The organism is Micromonospora sp. NBRC 110009, from assembly GCF_030518795.1.
Classification (GTDB): Bacteria; Actinomycetota; Actinomycetes; order Mycobacteriales; family Micromonosporaceae; genus Micromonospora.
In genome coordinates this window covers 1,906,526-1,925,690 of record NZ_CP130427.1, presented here as the reverse complement: position 1 = coordinate 1,925,690, position 19,165 = coordinate 1,906,526, and the positions used below count along the sequence as shown (strand labels likewise).

General features: G+C 74.0%; 17 protein-coding genes. 13 read left to right on the top strand and 4 right to left on the bottom strand.

Annotated features, from left to right (window positions below; genetic code table 11):
* The first annotated feature begins 421 nt into the window (after nt 1–421).
* The 5 genes from Q2K19_RS09215 (at nt 422) to Q2K19_RS09195 (ending at nt 2,864) form a co-directional block, all read left to right on the top strand.
* Complete coding sequence (locus Q2K19_RS09215; protein WP_302769473.1) at nt 422–985, top strand: hypothetical protein; 564 nt, start codon at nt 422–424, stop codon at nt 983–985.
* Nucleotides 985–1,722, top strand: a complete 738-nt coding sequence (locus Q2K19_RS09210) for a type II secretion system F family protein (protein ID WP_302769472.1) — start codon at nt 985–987, stop codon at nt 1,720–1,722. Before Q2K19_RS09215 ends, Q2K19_RS09210 begins: the two co-directional genes overlap by 1 nt.
* Before the next feature lie 22 nt (nt 1,723–1,744).
* The gene (locus tag Q2K19_RS09205; RefSeq protein ID WP_302769471.1) at nt 1,745–1,912 is read left to right on the top strand and encodes a DUF4244 domain-containing protein; all 168 of its coding nucleotides are present in this window, start codon (nt 1,745–1,747) and stop codon (nt 1,910–1,912) included.
* Nucleotides 1,913–2,088: 176 nt separating this feature from the next.
* A complete protein-coding gene (locus Q2K19_RS09200; RefSeq protein ID WP_302772366.1) occupies nt 2,089–2,475 on the top strand; it encodes a TadE family type IV pilus minor pilin in 387 nt (128 codons plus the stop codon).
* Nucleotides 2,472–2,864 carry an Rv3654c family TadE-like protein gene (locus Q2K19_RS09195; protein WP_302769468.1) on the top strand — a complete coding sequence of 131 codons (393 nt, stop codon included), beginning with the start codon at nt 2,472–2,474 and terminating at the stop codon, nt 2,862–2,864. The genes Q2K19_RS09200 and Q2K19_RS09195 overlap by 4 nt, the downstream gene beginning before the upstream one ends.
* 220 nt (nt 2,865–3,084) lie before the next feature.
* Here Q2K19_RS09195 and Q2K19_RS09190 read toward each other — a convergent pair whose 3' ends face one another.
* The gene (locus tag Q2K19_RS09190) at nt 3,085–3,663 is read right to left on the bottom strand and encodes an LURP-one-related/scramblase family protein (protein WP_302769466.1); all 579 of its coding nucleotides are present in this window, start codon (nt 3,661–3,663) and stop codon (nt 3,085–3,087) included.
* Between the two features lie 129 nt (nt 3,664–3,792).
* Nucleotides 3,793–6,234 carry a DEAD/DEAH box helicase gene (locus Q2K19_RS09185; RefSeq protein WP_302769465.1) on the bottom strand — a complete coding sequence of 814 codons (2,442 nt, stop codon included), beginning with the start codon at nt 6,232–6,234 and terminating at the stop codon, nt 3,793–3,795.
* 133 nt (nt 6,235–6,367) lie between these two features.
* Between Q2K19_RS09185 and Q2K19_RS09180 the strand changes: the two genes are divergently transcribed.
* The 7 genes from Q2K19_RS09180 (at nt 6,368) to Q2K19_RS09150 (ending at nt 15,536) form a co-directional block, all read left to right on the top strand.
* Nucleotides 6,368–6,724, top strand: coding sequence for an STAS domain-containing protein (locus tag Q2K19_RS09180; protein WP_200215588.1), 357 nt, complete (start codon nt 6,368–6,370; stop codon nt 6,722–6,724).
* Nucleotides 6,721–7,158 carry an ATP-binding protein gene (locus Q2K19_RS09175; RefSeq protein WP_302769459.1) on the top strand — a complete coding sequence of 146 codons (438 nt, stop codon included), beginning with the start codon at nt 6,721–6,723 and terminating at the stop codon, nt 7,156–7,158. Before Q2K19_RS09180 ends, Q2K19_RS09175 begins: the two co-directional genes overlap by 4 nt.
* A gap of 320 nt (nt 7,159–7,478) precedes the next feature.
* Nucleotides 7,479–9,833 (top strand): sodium-translocating pyrophosphatase, encoded by a 2,355-nt coding sequence (locus Q2K19_RS09170; protein WP_302769457.1) that lies wholly within the window; start codon nt 7,479–7,481, stop codon nt 9,831–9,833.
* Between the two features lie 123 nt (nt 9,834–9,956).
* Complete coding sequence (locus Q2K19_RS09165; protein ID WP_302769456.1) at nt 9,957–10,496, top strand: hypothetical protein; 540 nt, start codon at nt 9,957–9,959, stop codon at nt 10,494–10,496.
* The gene (locus tag Q2K19_RS09160; RefSeq protein WP_302769455.1) at nt 10,487–11,095 is read left to right on the top strand and encodes a hypothetical protein; all 609 of its coding nucleotides are present in this window, start codon (nt 10,487–10,489) and stop codon (nt 11,093–11,095) included. Before Q2K19_RS09165 ends, Q2K19_RS09160 begins: the two co-directional genes overlap by 10 nt.
* 318 nt (nt 11,096–11,413) lie before the next feature.
* The gene (gene topA, locus Q2K19_RS09155) at nt 11,414–14,224 is read left to right on the top strand and encodes a type I DNA topoisomerase (RefSeq protein ID WP_302769454.1); all 2,811 of its coding nucleotides are present in this window, start codon (nt 11,414–11,416) and stop codon (nt 14,222–14,224) included.
* Between the two features lie 70 nt (nt 14,225–14,294).
* The gene (locus tag Q2K19_RS09150) at nt 14,295–15,536 is read left to right on the top strand and encodes a CapA family protein (protein WP_302769452.1); all 1,242 of its coding nucleotides are present in this window, start codon (nt 14,295–14,297) and stop codon (nt 15,534–15,536) included.
* Here the strand turns inward: Q2K19_RS09150 and Q2K19_RS09145 are convergent.
* Nucleotides 15,488–16,816 (bottom strand): D-arabinono-1,4-lactone oxidase, encoded by a 1,329-nt coding sequence (locus tag Q2K19_RS09145; RefSeq protein WP_302769450.1) that lies wholly within the window; start codon nt 16,814–16,816, stop codon nt 15,488–15,490. The two genes, Q2K19_RS09150 and Q2K19_RS09145, sit on opposite strands and share 49 nt — an antisense overlap.
* A 225-nt stretch (nt 16,817–17,041) precedes the next feature.
* Here Q2K19_RS09145 and Q2K19_RS09140 point away from each other — a divergent pair, with 225 nt between their 5' ends.
* Nucleotides 17,042–17,617: a TetR family transcriptional regulator gene (locus Q2K19_RS09140; protein ID WP_302772363.1), complete on the top strand. Its 576-nt coding sequence runs from the start codon at nt 17,042–17,044 to the stop codon at nt 17,615–17,617.
* A 120-nt stretch (nt 17,618–17,737) separates the two neighbouring features.
* Here the strand turns inward: Q2K19_RS09140 and Q2K19_RS09135 are convergent, their stop codons facing one another.
* Complete coding sequence (locus Q2K19_RS09135) at nt 17,738–18,946, bottom strand: amino acid deaminase/aldolase (protein ID WP_302769447.1); 1,209 nt, start codon at nt 18,944–18,946, stop codon at nt 17,738–17,740.
* Between the last annotated feature and the right edge of the window lie 219 nt (nt 18,947–19,165).

The window sequence follows — 19,165 nt, the reverse complement described above, 5'->3', positions numbered from 1 at the left end:
CCGACCACCGAATCGGCAGGACTCCGCGCATCCGTCCGCCCTCCTCCGGCCCGCGACATCGGGCCTCTCCCGGACCATCCGGATACCCGGGTCGCCCCCGGGCGGCCGGACCGGGTCCCCGAGCAGCGGGTGGACCCCCGGCGTTGCCCGCACCGCCCTGTCTCCCGGCCTGGATCCCGAAAATCTCGTCGCCGCCCCGCCGACCGGCCCGACCGCCGCCCCGCCGACCGGCCCGACCGCCGCCCCGCCGACCGGCCCGACCGCCGCCCCGCGGACCAGCGCGACCGCCGACTTGCCGACCGGACGGACCACCGCGCTACCGGCCGGCCCAGCCACCGGCCTACCGGATGCCGGCCTAACGAACGCCGGCCGTCCGGCTTCGGACCGGCTGGCCATCCTCTTCTCCCGACGCGCTCCGCTGGTGGCGGTGCTGCTGGGCGGCGGAACCGGCGCCGTGCTGGGCGGGCCGGTGGCAGCGGTGGGACTGGCCGCCTACGCGGCCCTCGGGGCCCGGGCGCTCCGCCGGCGGCGCGCCCGTCAGCTGGCCGACCGCGCCCGGCGCGGCGAGCTGGACCAGCTCTGCACCCTCGCCGCCGACCTGCGGGCGGGCCTGCCGGTCACCGTCGCCCTCATCGACGGGCCGGACCGGGTCGCCCGACTGGCCCGGGCCGCCGTGCGGCTGGCCGACCGTACCGGCGCGCCCCTGGCCGAGCTGCTCGAGCGGGTCGAGGCGGACGCCCGCGCGAGCGACCGGGGCCTGGCCGCGGCCGACGCCCAGGCGGCCGGCGCGCGAGCCACGGCCTGGCTGCTCGCCGGCCTGCCACTCGGTGGCATCGGGCTCGGCTATGCCATCGGCGTGGACCCCGTCGACGTGCTGCTGCACACGCCGGTCGGGGGTGGCAGTGCCCTCGCGGCCGTCGGGTTGCAGATCGGCGGGCTGCTCTGGGCGGAACGGCTCGGGGCGACGCCGGGGCGGGTCGGCTGATGTCCCGGCAGGTCGTGGCCGCCGGCCTCCTGGCAGCGGCGGCGCTGCTCGTGCTCATGGCGGGCGGGCAGGTGGGCCGGCCGGGCCGGCGGCTGTCGCTGCTGGCGCGACCGTCGGGCGTGGCACGAACCCGGCCAAGCTGGTGGCCGGACCGATTCCGGCTCGCGTCCGGGGCCGCCGGAGTCGCCGCCGCTGTGGTGGTCGGTGGCTGGGGCGGGCTGTTCGCCGGGGTGCTGACCGGCCTGCTGGCGGACCGCCTGCTGCGGCGCGTCGAGCCGCGGGCGGTCCGCGACCGGCGCCTCCGGGAGGCCGTCGAGCTGCCGCTCGCCGCCGATCTCCTGGCGGCCGCGCTCCGGGCGGGGGCGCCGGTCGACCGGTCGGTGCTGGCGGTCGCCGAGGCGCTCGGCGGGCCGCTCGCCGACCGGCTCGGCCGGGTGGGCCGGACGCTGGAACTCGGCGGCACGGCGGCCGAAGCCTGGGCCCACCTGGACCGGGTGCCCGGTGGGGAGCGCCTGCTGGCTGCCGCGATCCGCTCGTCCGACAGCGGTGCCGCGCTGGCCGGGGCGCTCACCCGCCTCGCCGACGACCTGCGCTCCGGCCGCGCCACCGCGGCCGAGGCGGCCGCTCGGCGAGGCGGCGTCCTCATCGTGCTGCCGCTCGGGCTCTGTTTCCTGCCCGCCTTCATTCTCGCCGGTCTGGTGCCGGTGATCGTCGCCGTCCTCGGCGACGTGCTGTGATCCCTCACGACAGGAGTACGACATGCGCAAACTCCTCGGCCGCCTGCGCGGCGACGCCGGAATGAACACCGCCGAGTACGCGGTGGGCACCCTCGCCGCGGTGGCCTTCGCCGGCATCCTGCTGAAGGTGCTCACCTCCGGCAACATGCAGTCCGCCCTCACCGCCGTCATCGACCGGGCACTCAAGTGACGCGGCGCCGGTGGGTCGGCCGCCGACCGGGCGGCCCAGGGCGGGCGGGCTCACGCCACCACGGGTCGCCGTCCGGTCCGCTGCCGGCGGGGGCGTCTGCCGGGCCGTCGGCGCCGGGAGCGTCGCGCAGGCCTCGGGGAGCAGGACAGCACCCCGGCCCGGCGGCTTCGCCCTCGCTGGCGGTCCCCGGCGCCCGGCGGCAACGGCCGTGGGGCGGCGCCGAGCGGGGCTCCTTCACCGCCGAGCTGGCGGCCGGCCTGCCGGCGCTGATGTTGCTCTTCTTCGCCGGCCTCACCGCGGTCGACGCGGTGACCACGCGGGCCGGTTGCCTCGACGCGGCCCGGGAGGCGGCGCTCGCCGCCGCCCGGGGCGAGCCGGGCTCGGCGGCCGGCGCCCGCTACGCCCCGGCCGGCGCCGACGTCTCGGTCACCGTGTCGGGTGACCGGGTCACCGCCACGGTCCGGGCCCCGGTCCGGGCGCTCGGCGCGAGGCTGCCCCGGTTCACCGTCTCCGCCACCGCGGTGGCCGCCGTCGAACCCGGGACACCGGGACCCCGGCCGTGAGAGCGAACCTGTCGCCGGGGAGCACCCGCCGACCACCGAGGCGGACGGGGGACCGGGGCGGGGCGACGATCTTGCTGCTCGCCGTCGGGCTGGTCTTGGCGCTGGTCGGGCTCTTCGGCGCCGCGCTCGGGGCCGCCCGGGTGGCGCGGCAGCAGGCTCACGCCGCGGCCGACTTCGGGGCGCTGGCGGGTGCCGGTCGGGCGCTCGACGGCGCCGAGGTCGCGTGCGGGCGGGCCGCCGACCTGGTCCGAGCCAACGGCGGGCGGCCGGTGGGCTGCCGGCTCGACGGGCTCGACGTCCTGGTGACGGTGGAGGTCGCGGTGACTCCGTTGCCCTGGTTGCGGCGTACCGCCACGGCGACCTCCCGAGCCGGCCCGGTGCGCGGCTGAGCCCAGCCCGGTCCAGCTGCACCGGTGGGACTGGGGACGGGGGACACCGGGGTCGCCGTGCCCCTCGAGGGTCGGGGTCGGACGCTCCGCAGCCGTCCGACCCCGACCCACCGCGCGAGAACCGGCTCGAAACCCGGCCACACATGGCCGGCCAGCCGAGCCGGGCAGACGGGCCCGTCAGCCGAGTCGGTAAGCCGGACCCGTCAGTGGAGCCGGTCGGTCAGCGGCTCTGGAGGGCGTCCAGGCCGACGGCCATGGCGATCACCAGCCGTCGGTCGATCTGCGGGTTCTGGATCTCCACGACGTACCGGTCGCGCAGGCCCCACTTCTTGACCACCGAGAACACCGGCTGGCCGCCGGCGACGAAGTCGAAGTGGTACGGCAGCCAGGAGAGCGAGTCGACGAACCGGCGCAGCAGCGCCACCGGCAGGCTGCGCTCCTGCCCGGTGATCTGCGGCAGGCCGGCCTGCTCGACGTGCCAGGTCGACCGCAGCAGCGACTGGGCGAAGTCCTTGCGGAACAGGCCGATCGGGTTGCCGGCGTGGTCGGTCACGTCGTACGTGGCGCCGAGGTCGAGCCGCTGGCGGGCCTTGAAGCCGAGCAGCGGGTACTGCTTGGAGTCGTCGGTGTAGATGGTCACCTGCTCCTTGAACGCGAGGCGCTTCTGCTGCGCGAACGCGAGCATCGGGCCCTCGGTGCCGTCCGGCGCCACGGCGCGGACCTCGTACTGGTTGACCATCATCCGGATCCGCTGGCGGACGAAGAACTGGTGCTGAGTCTGCAGGCTGTCGAGCTGCATGGGATCTCCTTCGAGGGGGAACGCCGGAGTCTCGCACAGCTCGGCCCTCGACGTCCGCCCCCGTCGGCCCCGTGTCCGCCCCTCGGGGCGACCGTGCGCTCACCGTCCACCCTCGACGGGTTCGGAAACTCAGCCGGTCCGGGGCGGCGCGGCGTCGGCGACCGCCTGGTCCGCCGCCGACCCGTCGTCCTGCTGCGGCACGGACGCGCCCCGGCCGCCGCGCGGGTCACCGACCGCCGCGAGGTTGGCGAGGACCACGTCGAGGACCTTGACCGCGTCCGGCTTGGCGAGCGGGTTGTTGCCGTTGCCGCACTTCGGGGACTGGACGCAGGAGGGGCACCCGGACTCGCAGCCGCACTCGGCGATCGCGTCGCGGGTGGCGCGCAGCCACGCCGCCGCGGTCGCGTACGCCCGCTCGGCGAAGCCGGCCCCGCCGGGGTGGCCGTCGTAGACGAAGACGGTGGGTGCCTCGGTGTCCGGGTGCAGCGCCGTGGACAGGCCGCCGATGTCCCAGCGGTCGCAGGTGGCCATCAGTGGCAGCAGGCCGATGCCGGCGTGCTCGGCGGCGTGCAACGCCCCCGGCACGTCGGCCGCCTCGACCCCGGCGAGCGCCAGCGACTCCGGTGAGACGGTGAACCAGACCGCGACGGTCCGCAGCTCCCGGGCCGGCAGGTCCAGCGGCCGGGTGTCGATCACCTCGCCGGTGGCGATCCGCCGCCGCTGGTACGACACGACCTGGCTGGTCACGTCCACCTCGCCGAGGAAGAGCCCGACCGGCCCGGCGTCCACGTACGAGCGGACCGACACCACCGACAGCGAGGTGACGTCCCGGGCGTGGGTGGACCAGTCCGGCTCCTCGGCGTGCACCAGCGCGCACCCGTCGGCCAGGTCGAGCGAGTCGACCACGTACGAGACGCCCTGGTGGAGGTAGACCGCGCCGGGGTGGAGCATGAAGTGCGACGAGCCCCCGTCGACCGTGCCGAGCAGCCGCCCGGTGGCCGCCTCCACCACGCAGACCGGGGCGCCGTCCTCGCCGCGCAGGTCGACCTCGGGGCGCTCCCGGTGCCGCCAGTACCAGCCGGTCGGCCGCTGCCGCAGGGCGCCGGCCTCGACCAGCGAGTCGACCGCCTCCTTCGCGCCCTCGCCGAAGAGTTCCAGGTCGGCGGGGGTGAGCGGGGCCTCGAACGCGGCGCAGGCGAGCTGCGGGGCGAGCACGTACGGGTTGGCCGGGTCGAGCACGGTCGTCTCGACCGGCCGCCCGAACAGCGCCTCCGGATGGTGCACCAGGTAGGTGTCGAGCGGGTCGTCCCGGGCCACCAGCACCGCGAGGGCCTCGTCGCCGGACCGCCCGGCCCGGCCGGCCTGCTGCCAGAGCGACGCCCGGGTCCCCGGCCAGCCGCAGATCAGCACCGCGTCCAGCCCGACCAGGTCGACGCCGAGTTCCAGCGCGTTGGTGGAGGCGAGCCCGAGCAGGTCGCCGTGGAGCAGGGCGCGTTCCAGCTCGCGCCGCTCCTCGCGCAGGTAGCCGGCCCGGTAGGCGGCCACCCGCTCGCCCAGCCCGGGCACGGCCTCGTCCAGCGCTCGCCGGGCGTTCGCGGCGACCACCTCGGCGCCGCGCCGGGACCGGACGAAGGCGAGGGTGCGCACCCCCTCGACGACGCTGTCGGCGAGCAGGTCGGCGGTCTCCCGCAGCGCGGAGCGCCGGACCTGGAGCAGGTCGGCGTCGGGCGACGGGGTGTCGGCGGTGGGCAGCAGCGGCGGCTCCCAGAGGGCGAAGGTCACGCCGCCGCGCGGCGAGGTGTCCTCGGTGACGGCCGCGACCGGCAGGCCGGTGAGCCGCCCGGCCGCCGTGGCCGGGTCGCCCGACGTGGCGGAGGCCAGCACGAACACCGGGGTACGCCCGTAGCGGGCGCACTGCCGGCGCAGCCGGCGCAGCACGTGCGCCACGTGCGAGCCGAACACGCCCCGGTAGGTGTGGCACTCGTCCACCACCACGTACGCGAGCCGGCGCAGGAAGCCGGACCAGTGCGCGTGCCCGGGCAGGATGCCGTGGTGCAGCATGTCCGGGTTGGTCAGCACGAACCGGGAGTGCCGCCGGATCCACTCCCGCTCGGTGCGCGGGGTGTCGCCGTCGTAGCAGGCGGGGCGTGCCCCCTCCAGCTCCAGGTCGGCGACGGCGCGCAGTTGGTCGGCGGCGAGCGCCTTGGTCGGGGCGAGGTAGAGCACGGTGGCGCGAGGGTCGGCCAGCAGGGTGGCCAGCGCCGGCAGCTGGTACGCCAGCGACTTGCCGGACGCCGTTCCGGTGGCCACCACCACGTGCTTCCCCGCGTACGCCAGCTCGGCGGCCTCGGACTGGTGCCGCCACGGGGCGACCACGCCGCGCCGGGCGAACGCCGCCCGCAGCTCCGCGGGTGCCCAGCCGGGCCACGGCGCCGGCTCCCCGGCGCGGGCCGGCACCCGCTCGACGTGGGTGACCGGGTCGGCGGCGTGCCGAAGGCGCAGCCGGCGCAGCAGCTCGGCCGGCGGGCGGCCGGGGCCGCTGCTCGCCGCTACGGTGGCTGCGCGCGTCACGTCCTGCACTCTCGCACTGGTGTTCGGAATTGGGAACCCGGGGGTCTGGGTATGGGGAAGCCTCCGCCGGTGACCCGAGGGGGCCACGTCGGGGGATGGTTAGATGCCTGGAGAGCTTACCGAGGAGGGACCGATGGAGCTGTCGCTGGCGACCCGCACCGTGGGAGAGCACACGGTGCTCGAGGTCGGCGGTGAGGTGGACGTCTACACCGCGCCACGCCTGCGGGAACGGCTCCTGGAACTGATCGACGGTGGTGCCCGCCGGGTCGTGGTCGACCTCGGCCGGGTCGACTTCCTCGACTCGACCGGCCTCGGCGTGCTGGTCGGCGCGCTCAAGCGGCTCCGCTCCGCCGGTGGTTCCTTCGCCCTGGTCTGCGACAAGGAGCCGTTGCTCAAGATCTTCCGGATCACCGCCCTGGACCAGGTGTTCCCGTTGCATCCCACGGTCGACGCGGCGATCAGCGCCGACTCGACCGGCGCCGGCGCATGATGGCGACCGTCAAGCTCTCCTTCTCCCCGGCGCCGGTGCACGTCCGCACCGCGCGCCTGGTCGGCGTCGCGGTGGCCCGCCGCGCAGGCGTCCGCGAGGACCTGCTCGACGAGGTACGCCTGGCGATCGGCGAGGCGTGCACCCGGGCGGTCGCCCTGCACCGGCAGTACGGCCTGGCCGAGCCGGTCTACATGGAGATGTCCGACAGCGGGGCGTACACGGTGCGGGTGGTGGACCGCGCCCCGATCGAGGCGGGCATCGGCCTGGCCGCCCTGCCCCCGGACGAGCTGGCCAAGGAGTCGCTCAGCGAGGACGCGCTGACCACCGGCGTCGGCTTCGCCCTGCTCGCCGGCTTCGTCGAGGACCTCCAGGTGCGCCCGGTCGAGGAGGGCGTCGGCACCGAGGTCCGGATGGTGTGGCCGGTCCGCCGCTGACCTGGCGATCCACCGCACCGGCCGCGTTCCCGAGGGGGAGCGCGGCCTCGTCGTGTTGGCCGCCCTATATATCAGATTTTTTCGCATAGCACAGCGACGAAGATCATCGAGACAGGGTGCCCCCTCGGTGTGAGCCTCAACACGTCGGAGGGCTACAGTACGCGGGTTGTCAGCAAGTGACCCGCCTCGCCGCCAGCGGGAACGGGTGTTCATCGCTGGTCCGCCGGGGTGGGTTGGCGCGCGCTTGCGAGTCCGCATCCAGGCGTCGGCCCGTGTGTCTTCACGGACCGGCGCGAGTTGTTCGGTACAGGAGGACATAGATGTCCGGGACCTTGGCCGCCGACGGCGGCGCACTGTCCCTTACCGGAGCCAACGTGACGTACGTCGTCATCGCCGCGGTCATCGCGCTGGTGGCGCTCGTCTTCGCCGCCACCTTGACCAAGGCGGTGCTGGCAGCCGGTACGGGAACCACCAACATGCAGGAGATCTCCGGGGCGGTGCAGGAGGGCGCGTCGGCGTACCTGCTGCGACAGTTCCGCACCCTGGCGATCTTCGTGGTCATCGCCGTCGTGCTGCTGTTCCTGCTGCCGGTGCACGACACCGACGGCAACGAGACCCTGGTCAAGATCGGCCGCTCGGCGTTCTTCGTGGTGGGCGCCGGGTTCAGCGCGTTCATCGGCGGCGCCGGCATGTGGCTGGCCACCCGCGCCAACCTGCGGGTCGCCGCGGCCGCCCGGGAGCGGGAAGGCGGGCGCGAGGGCGCCATGAAGATCGCCTTCCGGACCGGCGGCGTGGTCGGCTTCCTCACGGTCGGCCTGGGGCTGTTCGGCGCGTCGCTGGTCGTCCTGATCTTCAAGGGCGACGCCCCGACCGTGCTGGAGGGCTTCGGCTTCGGCGCCGCGCTGCTCGCCATGTTCATGCGGGTCGGCGGCGGCATCTTCACCAAGGCCGCCGACGTCGGCGCCGACCTGGTCGGCAAGGTCGAGCAGGGCATTCCGGAGGACGACCCGCGCAACGCCGCGACCATCGCCGACAACGTGGGCGACAACGTCGGTGACTGCGCCGGCATGGCCGCCGACCTGTTCGAGTCGTACGCGGTCACCCTGGTCGCCGCGCTGATCCTGGGCCGCGCCGCGTTCGGCGAGACCGGCCTGGTCTTCCCGCTGATCATCTCCACCATCGGGGTGCTCGTCGCGATCGTCGGCGTCTTCATCACCCGGCTGCGCACCACCGACCGCAACGGTCTGACCGCGATCAACCGGGCCTTCTACCTCTCCGCGATGATCGCCGCGGTGCTGGTGGCGATCGCCGCGTTCGCCTACCTGCCGGCGAGCTTCGGCGAGCTGAAGGGCGGGCTCACCGACGTCGACCGCAACCCGCGGCTGGTGGCCATCGGCGCGGTGGTCATCGGCATCGTGCTGGCCGCCGCGATCCAGGCGCTCACCGGTTACTTCACCGAGACCAACCGGCGCCCGGTGCAGGACATCGGCAAGAGCTCGCAGACCGGTGCGGCCACCGTCATCCTCGCCGGCATCAGCGTCGGCCTGGAGTCGGCGGTCTACTCGGCGCTGCTGATCGGCGCCGGCGTCTTCGGCGCGTTCCTGCTCGGCGGCAGCTCCATCACGCTGTCGCTGTTCGCGGTCGCGCTGGCCGGCACCGGCCTGCTCACCACCGTCGGCGTCATCGTCGCGATGGACACCTTCGGCCCGATCTCCGACAACGCCCAGGGCGTGGCGGAGATGTCCGGCGACATCGACGAGCACGGCGCGCGGACGCTGACCGAGCTGGACGCCGTCGGCAACACCACCAAGGCGATCACCAAGGGCATCGCGATCGCCACCGCGGTGCTGGCCGCGACCGCGCTGTTCGGCTCGTACACAGACACGCTGCGCTCCTCGTACGCGGACGCGGGCGTGGGCGACGTGGGCACCGAGATCCTCAACGCGCTGAACGTGGCGAACCCGCGCAACCTGGTCGGCCTGATCGTCGGCGCGGCGGTGGTCTTCCTCTTCTCCGGCCTGGCCATCAACGCGGTCTCCCGCTCGGCCGGCGCCGTGGTGATGGAGGTACGCCGGCAGTTCCGCGAGCTGCCCGGCATCATGGACCGCACCCAGCGCCCCGAGTACGGCAAGGTCGTCGACATCTGCACCCGGGACGCGCAGCGCGAGCTGATGACCCCCGGCCTGCTGGCCATCATGGCACCGATCGCGGTCGGCTTCGGCCTCGGCCCCGGCGCGCTGGCGTCGTACCTGGCCGGTGCGATCGGGGCGGGCACCCTGATGGCGGTCTTCCTGGCCAACTCCGGTGGCGCCTGGGACAACGGCAAGAAGCTGGTGGAGGACGGCGCGTTCGGCGGCAAGGGCTCCGACTCGCACGCGGCGACTGTCATCGGCGACACCGTCGGCGACCCGTTCAAGGACACCGCCGGCCCGGCGATCAACCCGCTGATCAAGGTGATGAACCTGGTCTCGCTGCTGATCGCGCCGGCCGTGGTGGCCTGGAGCGTGGGCGACGACAAGAACCCCGCCCTGCGGATCACGATCGCCCTGGTGGCCGCGCTGGTCATCGTGGCGGCAGTGGTGTTCAGCAAGCGCAAGGGCGTCGCGATGGCCTCGTCCGGCGACGACACCGGCGCGGGCAGCGCGGAGGAGCGGATCGAACCGGTCAACGCCTGAGTTCGGCGAGATGGTGACGGTTCCCGGTCGGCGTCGCGCCGGCCGGGAACCGTGCCGTTCGGCGGTCCCATGCACGAAACCTGACCGGTGGCACTTCCACCGCGAGGCCGTACGCTGCTTCGCATGCGTACGCGCCGGGCGGCAACCGCCGGAAAACTCACGGTGGTCCTGGCCACGCTCGGCCTCCTCGTCGCCGGGTGCGGCGGCCCCAGCCCCCGGGCCTGGGCCGCGTCGGTCTGCCAGGCGCTCACCCCGTGGCGCGCCGAGATCAACAAGTTGACCAGCAGCACCCAGCAGCAGATGACCGCGCAGACCACCCCGGCGCAGGCCAAGGAGAACCTGGTCCGGCTCTTCGCCGGGGCCGAACAGGCCAGCGAGACCGCCCGACGCAAGGTCGAGGAGGCCGGCGTGCCGGAGACCGACCGCGGCGACGAGATCTCCGCCGGGTTCCGTGCCTCGCTGAGCAAGATGCGGGACGCGTACGGCCGGGCGCGGGACAGCATCGACCGGCTGGACACCGCCCAGGCCGGCCCCTTCTACGACGGGGTGCGGGCCGCGGTGGACACCCTCAACAAGGAGTACGACGCGAGTTCGCTGGACACCAGCAAGCTCAACTCGACCGAGCTCAAAGAGGCCTTCGACGAGGTCCCGGAGTGTCGCTGACGCACCCTTCCCCCGAACCGGTCCGGCAGCCCTCGTTGTTCTCCACCGAGGCGGCCGACCCGTCCCTCGCCGACCTGGCCGGCCTGCTCGCCGGACCCGGCGAGGTGGTCCGGATGGGCGGGACGGCCCGGCTCGCGGTGGTGGTGGACGCCGCCTGGCGGGTGCATGTGCTCGTCGCCGAGCTGGCTGCCCGGCGGGTGCCGGCGAGCTGGGAGCCGACCGAGGACGGGCGGCACCTGGTCCGCACCGCGTACGCCACCACGCTGGCCCCGCTCGCCACGGCCTGGCTGCGCGGCGCGGCGAAGCGTCCCCCGGCCGGCTTCCACCTGAACGGGCGGCGGCTGCGGCTCTGGCTCGCCGCCGCCGGCGCGGCCGACCCGGCCGGTTTCCTGCTCCGGCTCGAGGCCGACGAGGACTGCTGGCCGCCGGTGCGGGCCGCGCTGGCCGCGGTGGGCCTGCCGGGCGCGTACGTGGAGCCGGTGGAGGGCGGGCCGGCGTACCGGATCGGGGGCCGGCGGCGGCTCGCGCGGCTGGCGGAGCTGGTGGGCGACCGGCCGGCCGCCGCCCCGGCCGCGGAGTGGCCCGGCTCACCGCACTGATCCGGCGCCCGGGTGATGCGCAACCGCGCCGGCTGTCCGATCCCGGACACCCGGCCGGTGGTTTGCCCAGGAAAACGGACCGGTGCCGGTCCGCCGTGGGGTGAGTGATCGTCACAGTGACCCGCTCGGCGCCCTACCCACGGTGTACGGTGGCGCCGTTCGGCGGCTGTCGCCCGATGGTCGCCAGCACTGATCGTTTGCCGCCCACGAAACCCGGGACGCGGACGGCGCGTTACGTTGGACATCCGGACCGCCGGGTCCGGTGGGTGCAATGCGGCCCGAAACGGGCATGAAGTAGGAGTGAGGTCGGAGAGAGACGTGCCGAGCAACGCTGGAACCACCCGTCTGGTCATCGTCGAGTCACCGGCGAAGGCCAAGACGATCTCGGGCTACCTCGGCCCGGGGTACGTCGTGGAGGCCAGCTTCGGCCACGTCCGGGACCTGCCCCGCAACGCCGCCGACGTGCCGGCCAAGTACAAGGGTGAGGCGTGGGCGCGGCTCGGGGTGGATGTCGACAACGGCTTCCACGCGCTCTACGTCGTCTCACCCGACCGCAAGCAGCAGATCAGCAAGCTGGTGAAGCTGGCCAAGGAGGTCGACGAGATCTTCCTGGCGACGGACGAGGACCGCGAGGGCGAGGCGATCGCCTGGCACCTGGTGGAGACGCTCAAGCCCAAGGTGCCGGTCAAGCGGATGGTCTTCCACGAGATCACCAAGCCGGCCATCCAGGCCGCGGTGGCCAACCCGCGCGAGATCGACCGGGACCTGGTCGACGCCCAGGAGGCCCGGCGCATCCTCGACCGGCTCTACGGCTACGAGGTCTCCCCGGTGCTGTGGAAGAAGGTCATGCCGAAGCTCTCGGCGGGCCGGGTGCAGTCCGTGGCGACCCGGATCGTGGTCGAGCGGGAGCGGCAGCGGATGGCCTTCCGCACCGCGGAATACTGGGACATCCTGGCCACCCTGGCGGTGGCGAACCCGGGCGAGGGGCCGCGCAGCTTCAACGCCACCCTGATCGCGCTGAACGGCGACCGGATCGCCACCGGCAAGGACTTCGAGCCGACCACCGGCCGGGTCCGGGCCGGCGCGGGGGTGGTGCACCTCGACGAGGGCGGGGCGCGTGGGCTCGCCGCCCGCCTGGAGGGGCGGCCGTTCACCGTCACCCGGGTCGAGGAGAAGCCCTACCGCCGCCGGCCGTACGCGCCGTTCATCACCTCCACGCTGCAGCAGGAGGCGGCCCGCAAGCTGCGCTTCTCGTCGCAGCAGACGATGCGCACCGCGCAGCGGCTGTACGAGAACGGCTACATCACCTACATGCGTACCGACTCGGTGAACCTGTCGGAGACCGCCATCACGGCGGCCCGCCGGCAGATCATCGAGTTGTACGGCGAGCGCAGCGTGCCGCCGGAGCCGCGCCGCTACACCGGCAAGGTGAAGAACGCGCAGGAGGCGCACGAGGCGATCCGCCCGGCGGGGGACAACTTCCGCACCCCGGGCGAGGTGGCCAAGGAGCTGTCCGCCGAGGAGTTCAAGCTCTACGAGCTGATCTGGCGGCGCACCATCGCCTCGCAGATGACCGACGCGGTCGGCTCCAGCGTCTCGGTGCGCATCCGGGCGCTCTCCTCCGCGCAGGAGGAGGCCGACTTCGGCGCGACCGGCAAGACCATCACCGACCCGGGCTTCCTGCGCGCGTACGTCGAGTCGAGCGACGACGAGAACGCCGAGGCCGAGGACGCCGAGCGGCGGCTGCCCACCCTGGTCAAGGACCAGCCGCTGACCGCCGAGGAGTTGGCCGCGCAGGGCCACCACACCCAGCCGCCCGCCCGCTACACAGAGGCGTCGCTGGTCAAGGCGCTGGAGGAGCTGGGCATCGGCCGCCCGTCGACGTACGCGTCGATCATGCAGACCATCCAGGACCGCGGCTACGTCTCCAAGCGCGGCCAGGCGATGATCCCGTCGTTCCTGGCGTTCGCGGTGATCGGGCTGATGGAGCGGCACTACCCGCGCCTGATCGACTACGACTTCACCGCCAGCATGGAGAACGAGCTGGACGAGATCGCCGGCGGTGACCACGCCGCGGTCGACTTCCTCACCTCCTTCTACTTCGGCAGCACCAACGGCACCGGCGATCAGGCGATCGCCCATGCGGGCGGCCTGAAGAAGCTGGTCACCGAGAACCTCAGCGACATCGACGCGCGCAGCGTCAACTCGATCCCGCTCTTCACCGACGACGAGGGGCGCGAGGTCGTGGTCCGGGTCGGCCGGTACGGGCCGTACCTCCAGCGGGCGCTGCCGGGCGAGCAGCCGGCCCCGGCCGCCGAGGGCGAGGAGGGCGGTGCCCAGGGCGACCGGGCGCCGATCCCGGAGGGGCTGGCGCCGGACGAGCTGACCCCGGAGAAGGTGCACGAGCTGTTCCTCGGCGGTGGGGGCGAGCGCAAGCTCGGCGACGACCCGGCCACCGGCGAGCCGATCCTGCTCAAGTCCGGCCGGTTCGGCCCGTACGTGGCCAGCGGCGAGCGGAAGTCCTCGCTGCTGCGCTCGCAGTCGCCGGACACGCTCACCTTGGACGAGGCGCTGAAGCTGCTCAGCCTGCCCCGGCTCATCGGGGTGGCCCCGGACGGGGGCGAGGTGTTCGCCAACAACGGCCGCTACGGCCCGTACGTCAAGCGTGGTGACGAGTTCCGCTCGCTGGACTCGGAAGACAAGATGTTCACCGTCACGCTGGACGAGGCGCTCGCCCTGCTGGCCGCCCCGAAGACCCGCCAGCGCCGGGCCGCCGCGCCGCCGCTGCGGGAGATGGGCGCCGACCCGCTCACCGAGAAGCCGCTGGTGATCAAGGATGGCCGGTTCGGGCCGTACGTCACCGACGGCGAGACGAACGCGTCGTTGCGGCGCGGGCAGACCCCGGAGGCGCTGACTCTGGAGGAGGCCGCCGAGATGCTCGCCGAGAAGCGGGCGAAGGGTCCGGCGCCGAAGAAGAAGGCCGCGGCGAAGAAGGCGGCCCCGGCCAAGAAGACGGCGGCGAAGAAGACCGCCGCCGCCAAGTCCACGGCCGCGAAGAAGACGACGACGGCGAAGGCGACCAGCGCGAAGAAGGCTGCCCCGAAGAAGGCCACCAGCACGCCCGAGTGACGCGACCCCGAATGGGCTAAATGCCCCTTTCGAGGCGTCCCGATGGGCGCGGCCCTCCTAACGTGAGGGCATGTCCGTCCGGGTAGTGCCGCGTCGGGTGCTCCTCGGCGTCGGGGTGGCCCTGGTGCTGCTGGTGGTCGCCGTACTCGGCGCGCGGGCGCTCGGCCCCGCCGAGCCGGCGGAGCTGCACCCCCGGCCGTCGTCGGCGCCCACCGCGGCGATCGGACCCGGGCCGGCCCGGGACGCGGCCGGGCACCGGGTCCTGCGGCTGGTGGCCGCCGGTGACGTGCTGGTCCACCCGGAGGTCACCGAGCAGGCAGGCCGGGACGCGGCCAGGGCCGGCCGGGCGGGTGGCTTTGACTTCGCCCCGATGTTCGCCGGGGTGGCGCCGGTCGTCCGCCGCGCGGACCTCGCGCTCTGCCACCTGGAGACACCGCTGGCCGACCCGGCGGGTCCGTTCTCCGGGTACCCGTCGTTCAACGCGCCTCCGCAGGTGCTCGACGGGGTGCGGTGGGCAGGCTTCGACGGGTGCTCGACGGCCTCGAACCACACCCTCGACCAGGGCCCGGACGGGGTGGACCGGACGCTGCGGGCGCTCGACGCGGCGGGCCTCGGGCATACCGGCAGCGCCCGGAGCGCCGCCGAGGCGACCACCCCGCGGATCTACCAGGTCGGTGGGATCCGCGTCGCGCACCTGGCGTACAGCCTGAACTTCAACGGGTTGACCCGCCCGCCCGGCCGGGAGTGGCTGGCCAACCTCATCGACCCGCCGGAGATCCTGGCTGCCGCCCACCGTGCGCGGGCCGCCGGTGCCGACATCGTCGTGCTCAGTCTGCACTGGGGTACGGAGTACCAGCACCTGCCCGACGCCGACCAGCAGGACTGGGCGCGGCAGCTGATCTCCTCGCCCGACGTGGACCTGATCCTCGGGCACCACGCGCACGCGGTGCAGCCGTTCCAGCGCTTCGGGGACAAGTGGGTGGTCTTCGGCATGGGCAACGAGCTGGCCCGGCACGCCGAGCCGGTCGCCGACAACCGCGAGGGGGTGATGGCCCGGGCCACCTTCACCGAGGTGAGCCCCGGGCACTGGACGGTCACCCGGATGGAGGCGCTGCCGACCTGGACCGACCTCGTGCCGGACCTGCGGCTGATCGACCTGACGGCGGCGCTCGCCCAGCCCGGCGCCGCGCCCGTCGCGCTGGGCGACTACCGGGCCGCGTACGACCGGGTGATGGGGTACGTGGGGGCGCTCGGGGCCTCCGGTCAGGCGGTCGCCCCGGACGGCGCGCCGCCGAGCACCCGGTCGAGGTAGGCGTTGGCGAACCGGCGGTGGGGGTCGAGGCGGTCACGGACGGCCAGGAAGTCGCCGAACTTCGGGTACGCCGGGGCGAGCGACGCCGCGTCCCGGTAGTGCAGCTTGCCCCAGTGCGGCCGGCCGCCCAGCTCCGTCGCCACCTCCTCGAACGCGCGGAAGTAGGGCTCGAAGGGCGCGCCGACGTACTGGTGGATGGCGAGGTACGCCGAGTCGCGTCCGTACCCGTGGGAGAGCCAGATGTCGTCGGCGGCGGTGAACCGCACCTCGACCGGGAACTGCACCTTGAACGGCAGGGTGTCGACGATCCGCCGCAGCTCGTCGAGGGCCGTCGGCAGGGCGGCGCGCGGGAGGCCGTACTCCATCTCGACGAAGCGGACCCGGCGCGGGGTGCAGAACACCCGGTCGGAGCGGCCGGTGTAGGTGCGTTCGGTGAGGGCCCGGGCGGAGGCGGCGCTGATCCCGGGGACGAGCGCCGGGACGGCCCGGCCGAGCCGGCAGGCGCCCGCGAAGACGGTGTTGGCCAGGAACTCGTCGTCCAGCCAGCCGCGCCAGTGGGGCAGCGGCCGGTCGTCGGCGGGCACCCGGTCGTTGGTCTTGACCTGCACCCGGTCGGTGTACGGGAACCAGTAGAACTCGACGTGGTCGTGGCCGGCGATCAGGTCGGGCAGGTCGGCGAGGACGGTGGCGAGCGCGGCCGGGCGTTCGTGGGCCCGCAGCACGAAGGCGTCGACGCAGCGCAGGGTGACCTCGACCAGCACGCCGACCGCGCCGAGCCCGACCCGGGCGGCGGCGAAGACGTCCCGGTGCTCGTCGGTGGAGCAGCGCAGCACCTCGCCGGTGCCGGTGACCAGGGTCAGCCCGACCACGAAGGTGGAGAGGCAGCCGAGCTTCGCGCCGGTGCCGTGGGTGCCGGTGGCGAGCGCCCCGGCCACGGTCTGCGCGTCGATGTCGCCCAGGTTGGGTAGTGCCAGGCCGTGCGTGGCGAGCAGTTCGTTGAGGGCGTGCAGGGTCATCCCGGCCGGTACGGTGACCAGGCGTCGGGCGGTGTCGACGTGCACGCCGGTGTCGAGGTCGGTCAGGTCGATCCGGTGTCCGTCGGTGAGCGCCGTCCCGGTGAAGGAGTGTCCGCTGCCCGCCGCCCGGATTGTCCGGCCGGCGTCGGCGGCGGCCTGCACCGCCGCGGCGACCTCCTCGACGGTCCGGGGTCGGACCACGAGGGCGGCGGTGCTGCGCTGGTTGCCGGCCCAGTTGGACCAGGCGGCGGGCGTACTCGCCATTCAAGCTCCTCGACATGAATATGAACTGACTTCATATCAGGAACCTGGTTCCCGGTAAATACCGCAAACGGGGCACGCTCGTTGTATCGGTAGTCACCGCCTGGTGACTTGCAGATATGTTCATCCGTCGAAGGGGGGTGGCGCCGAGTGTCCACACCAGCCGCCACGACCGGGCCGCTGCGCCGCGTACCGGTGCAGGGTCGAAGTGTCGCGCGGGTCCAGCGGATGCTGGACGCCTGCGCCGAGCTCGTCGACGAGGTGGGGTACGAGGGTTTGACCACGACCCTGCTCGCCGAGCGTGCCGAGGTGGCGATCGGGTCGGTCTACCAGTTCTTTCCGGACAAGCGGGCGATCGTGCAGGCGCTGACCCTGCGCACGATGGAGTCCTACCTCCAGCGGCTCGACGAGCGGTTCGCCTCCGACGACCTGACCCACTGGTGGGACGGCGTCGACGCGGCGATCGACGAGTACATCACGATGCACCGCACCGTCCCCGGGTTCCGTACCCTGCACTTCGGCGACGTGGTCGACCTGCACCTGCTCGACGAGCAGCGGGACAACAATGGCGTGATCGCCGACCAGTTGGCCCGTCTGCTCACCGAGCGTTTCGGTCTGGCCGGCGTGCCGGACCTCCGGTTCCACCTGGAAATCGCGGTGGAGGCGTCCGACGCGCTGATCAAGCTGGCGTTCCGCCGCAAGCCCGAGGGCGACGATCAGGTGCTGGTCGAGTCGAAGGCGCTGATCCGGGAGTACCTGCACCGGCAGGTCGACGCCCGGACCGAGGTCGCCCAGCCGAGCTGAGCAGGGCGGCGCCGGCCGGCGCCGGCGGCGGAAAGGTGCGACGCCCGGGTGCGACCGGGCCGGACGCGAGCGGCGGGTTCCCGAGGTGCGCCGGGGGCCCGCCGTCACCGTTTCCGCTTCCTAGAGGAACGCGTGGCCCTCACCCCGGTAGGTGGGCCGGGTGGCGACCACCACGTCGCCGTCGACCAGGTGCACCTCGTTGACGTGTTCGCACAGCTCCCCGGCCTTGGCGTGGCGGAACCAGACCCGGTCGCCGACCCGCAGGGTGTCCGCGACCGGGCCCGCGAGCGGAGTCTGCACCTCGCCCGCGCCCTCGGCCCCGAGCAGCTTCAGGCCCGCCGGCAGCCATGGCCGGGGAAGCCGGCTGTCGGCGGCCGGCCCCGAGGCGATCCAGCCGCCACCGAGCACGGTGGCCAGCCCCGGCGCCGGGCGGCGGACCACCGCGCAGGCGAAGAACGCCGCCGGGGTCGGGCGCCAGGCACGGTACGCGTCGAAGAGCGTCGGCCCGTACAGGCCGGATCCGGCGGTGACCTCGGTGACCGCGGGATCGGCGCTGGTCGCGGCCACGCTGCCGGTGCCACCGCCGTTGACCAACTCCAGGTCGGCGTGCTCGCGTACCGCGGCGACCGCCGCCGCGCGCCGGGCCAGCAGTTCCCGGTACGACCCGCGCTGTGCGACCCGGATCGCCGCGCCGAGCAGCGCCTGCCCGGGTGGGGCGTCGCCGAGGCCGGCGATCTGCGCCTCGTACGACATCAGCCCGACCAGCCGGAAGCCCGGCCGGCCGGCGACGGCGGCGGCGAACGCGCCGGCCGCCCGGGCGCTGTGCACCGGGGAGCGGCGCACGCCCACGTGCACCCGGCCCCGCAGCGGTCGCCAGGACGCGTCCAGGTCCAGGCAGAGTCGCAGCGCCGGCCGGCGCGTCGGCGGGCACACCTCGTCGACCAGGTCGAGCTGGGCGGTGTCGTCGACCATCAGGGTCACCGCCTCGGCGATCGCCGGGTCGGCGGCCAGCTCGGCGAGCGCGCCCCGGTCGGCCGTCGGGTACGCGACCAGCACGTCGTCGCTGACGCCGGTGCGGGCCAGCCAGATCGCCTCGGGGAGGGTGAAGGCCAGCACGCCCCGCCATCCGGGCCGCTTCAGCACCCGGGTCAGCAGCTCGCGTACCCGCACCGATTTGCTGGCGACCCGGAGCGGCTTGCCGGCGGCGCGGTCGACCAGCGCGTCCGCGTTGGCGTCGAGGGCAGCGAGGTCGACCACGGCGTACGGCGGGTCGAGGTGCGCGGTCGCCCGTTCGAGGCGATCGCGAAGTTTGTCACTGTCGGTGGCCACGTCTGCACGCTAACTGTCTGGGCGTCAATGCGAAATACCCTCGCGTCTGTCCGGGCTGCGGGCGGTGGTGCTGGCGGCCTAGGCTCGGCAAGCAGGCGAATGTCGCGAAGGGGGACGCTTCTCGCCGGGACTAGAGTGTTCCACCGGGACTGCCCAACTCTGGGCCGGCACGTGGAGGTACGGCCATCGAAAGCCAGAAGAACGGCGAGTCGTCCGGCG

Bases quoted from the DNA above. Each gene is read 5' to 3' on its own strand.
- Q2K19_RS09210 (WP_302769472.1), top strand. From the start codon at position 985: ATGTCCCGGCAGGTCGTGGCCGCCGGCCTCCTGGCAGCGGCGGCGCTG.
- Q2K19_RS09180 (WP_200215588.1), top strand. From the start codon at position 6,368: ATGGAGCTGTCGCTGGCGACCCGCACCGTGGGAGAGCACACGGTGCTC.
- Q2K19_RS09165 (WP_302769456.1), top strand. From the start codon at position 9,957: ATGCGTACGCGCCGGGCGGCAACCGCCGGAAAACTCACGGTGGTCCTG.
- Q2K19_RS09175 (WP_302769459.1), top strand. From the start codon at position 6,721: ATGATGGCGACCGTCAAGCTCTCCTTCTCCCCGGCGCCGGTGCACGTC.
- Q2K19_RS09145 (WP_302769450.1), bottom strand. From the start codon at position 16,816: ATGGCGAGTACGCCCGCCGCCTGGTCCAACTGGGCCGGCAACCAGCGC.
- Q2K19_RS09190 (WP_302769466.1), bottom strand. From the start codon at position 3,663: ATGCAGCTCGACAGCCTGCAGACTCAGCACCAGTTCTTCGTCCGCCAG.
- Q2K19_RS09150 (WP_302769452.1), top strand. From the start codon at position 14,295: ATGTCCGTCCGGGTAGTGCCGCGTCGGGTGCTCCTCGGCGTCGGGGTG.
- Q2K19_RS09170 (WP_302769457.1), top strand. From the start codon at position 7,479: ATGTCCGGGACCTTGGCCGCCGACGGCGGCGCACTGTCCCTTACCGGA.
- Q2K19_RS09140 (WP_302772363.1), top strand. From the start codon at position 17,042: ATGCTGGACGCCTGCGCCGAGCTCGTCGACGAGGTGGGGTACGAGGGT.
- Q2K19_RS09205 (WP_302769471.1), top strand. From the start codon at position 1,745: ATGCGCAAACTCCTCGGCCGCCTGCGCGGCGACGCCGGAATGAACACC.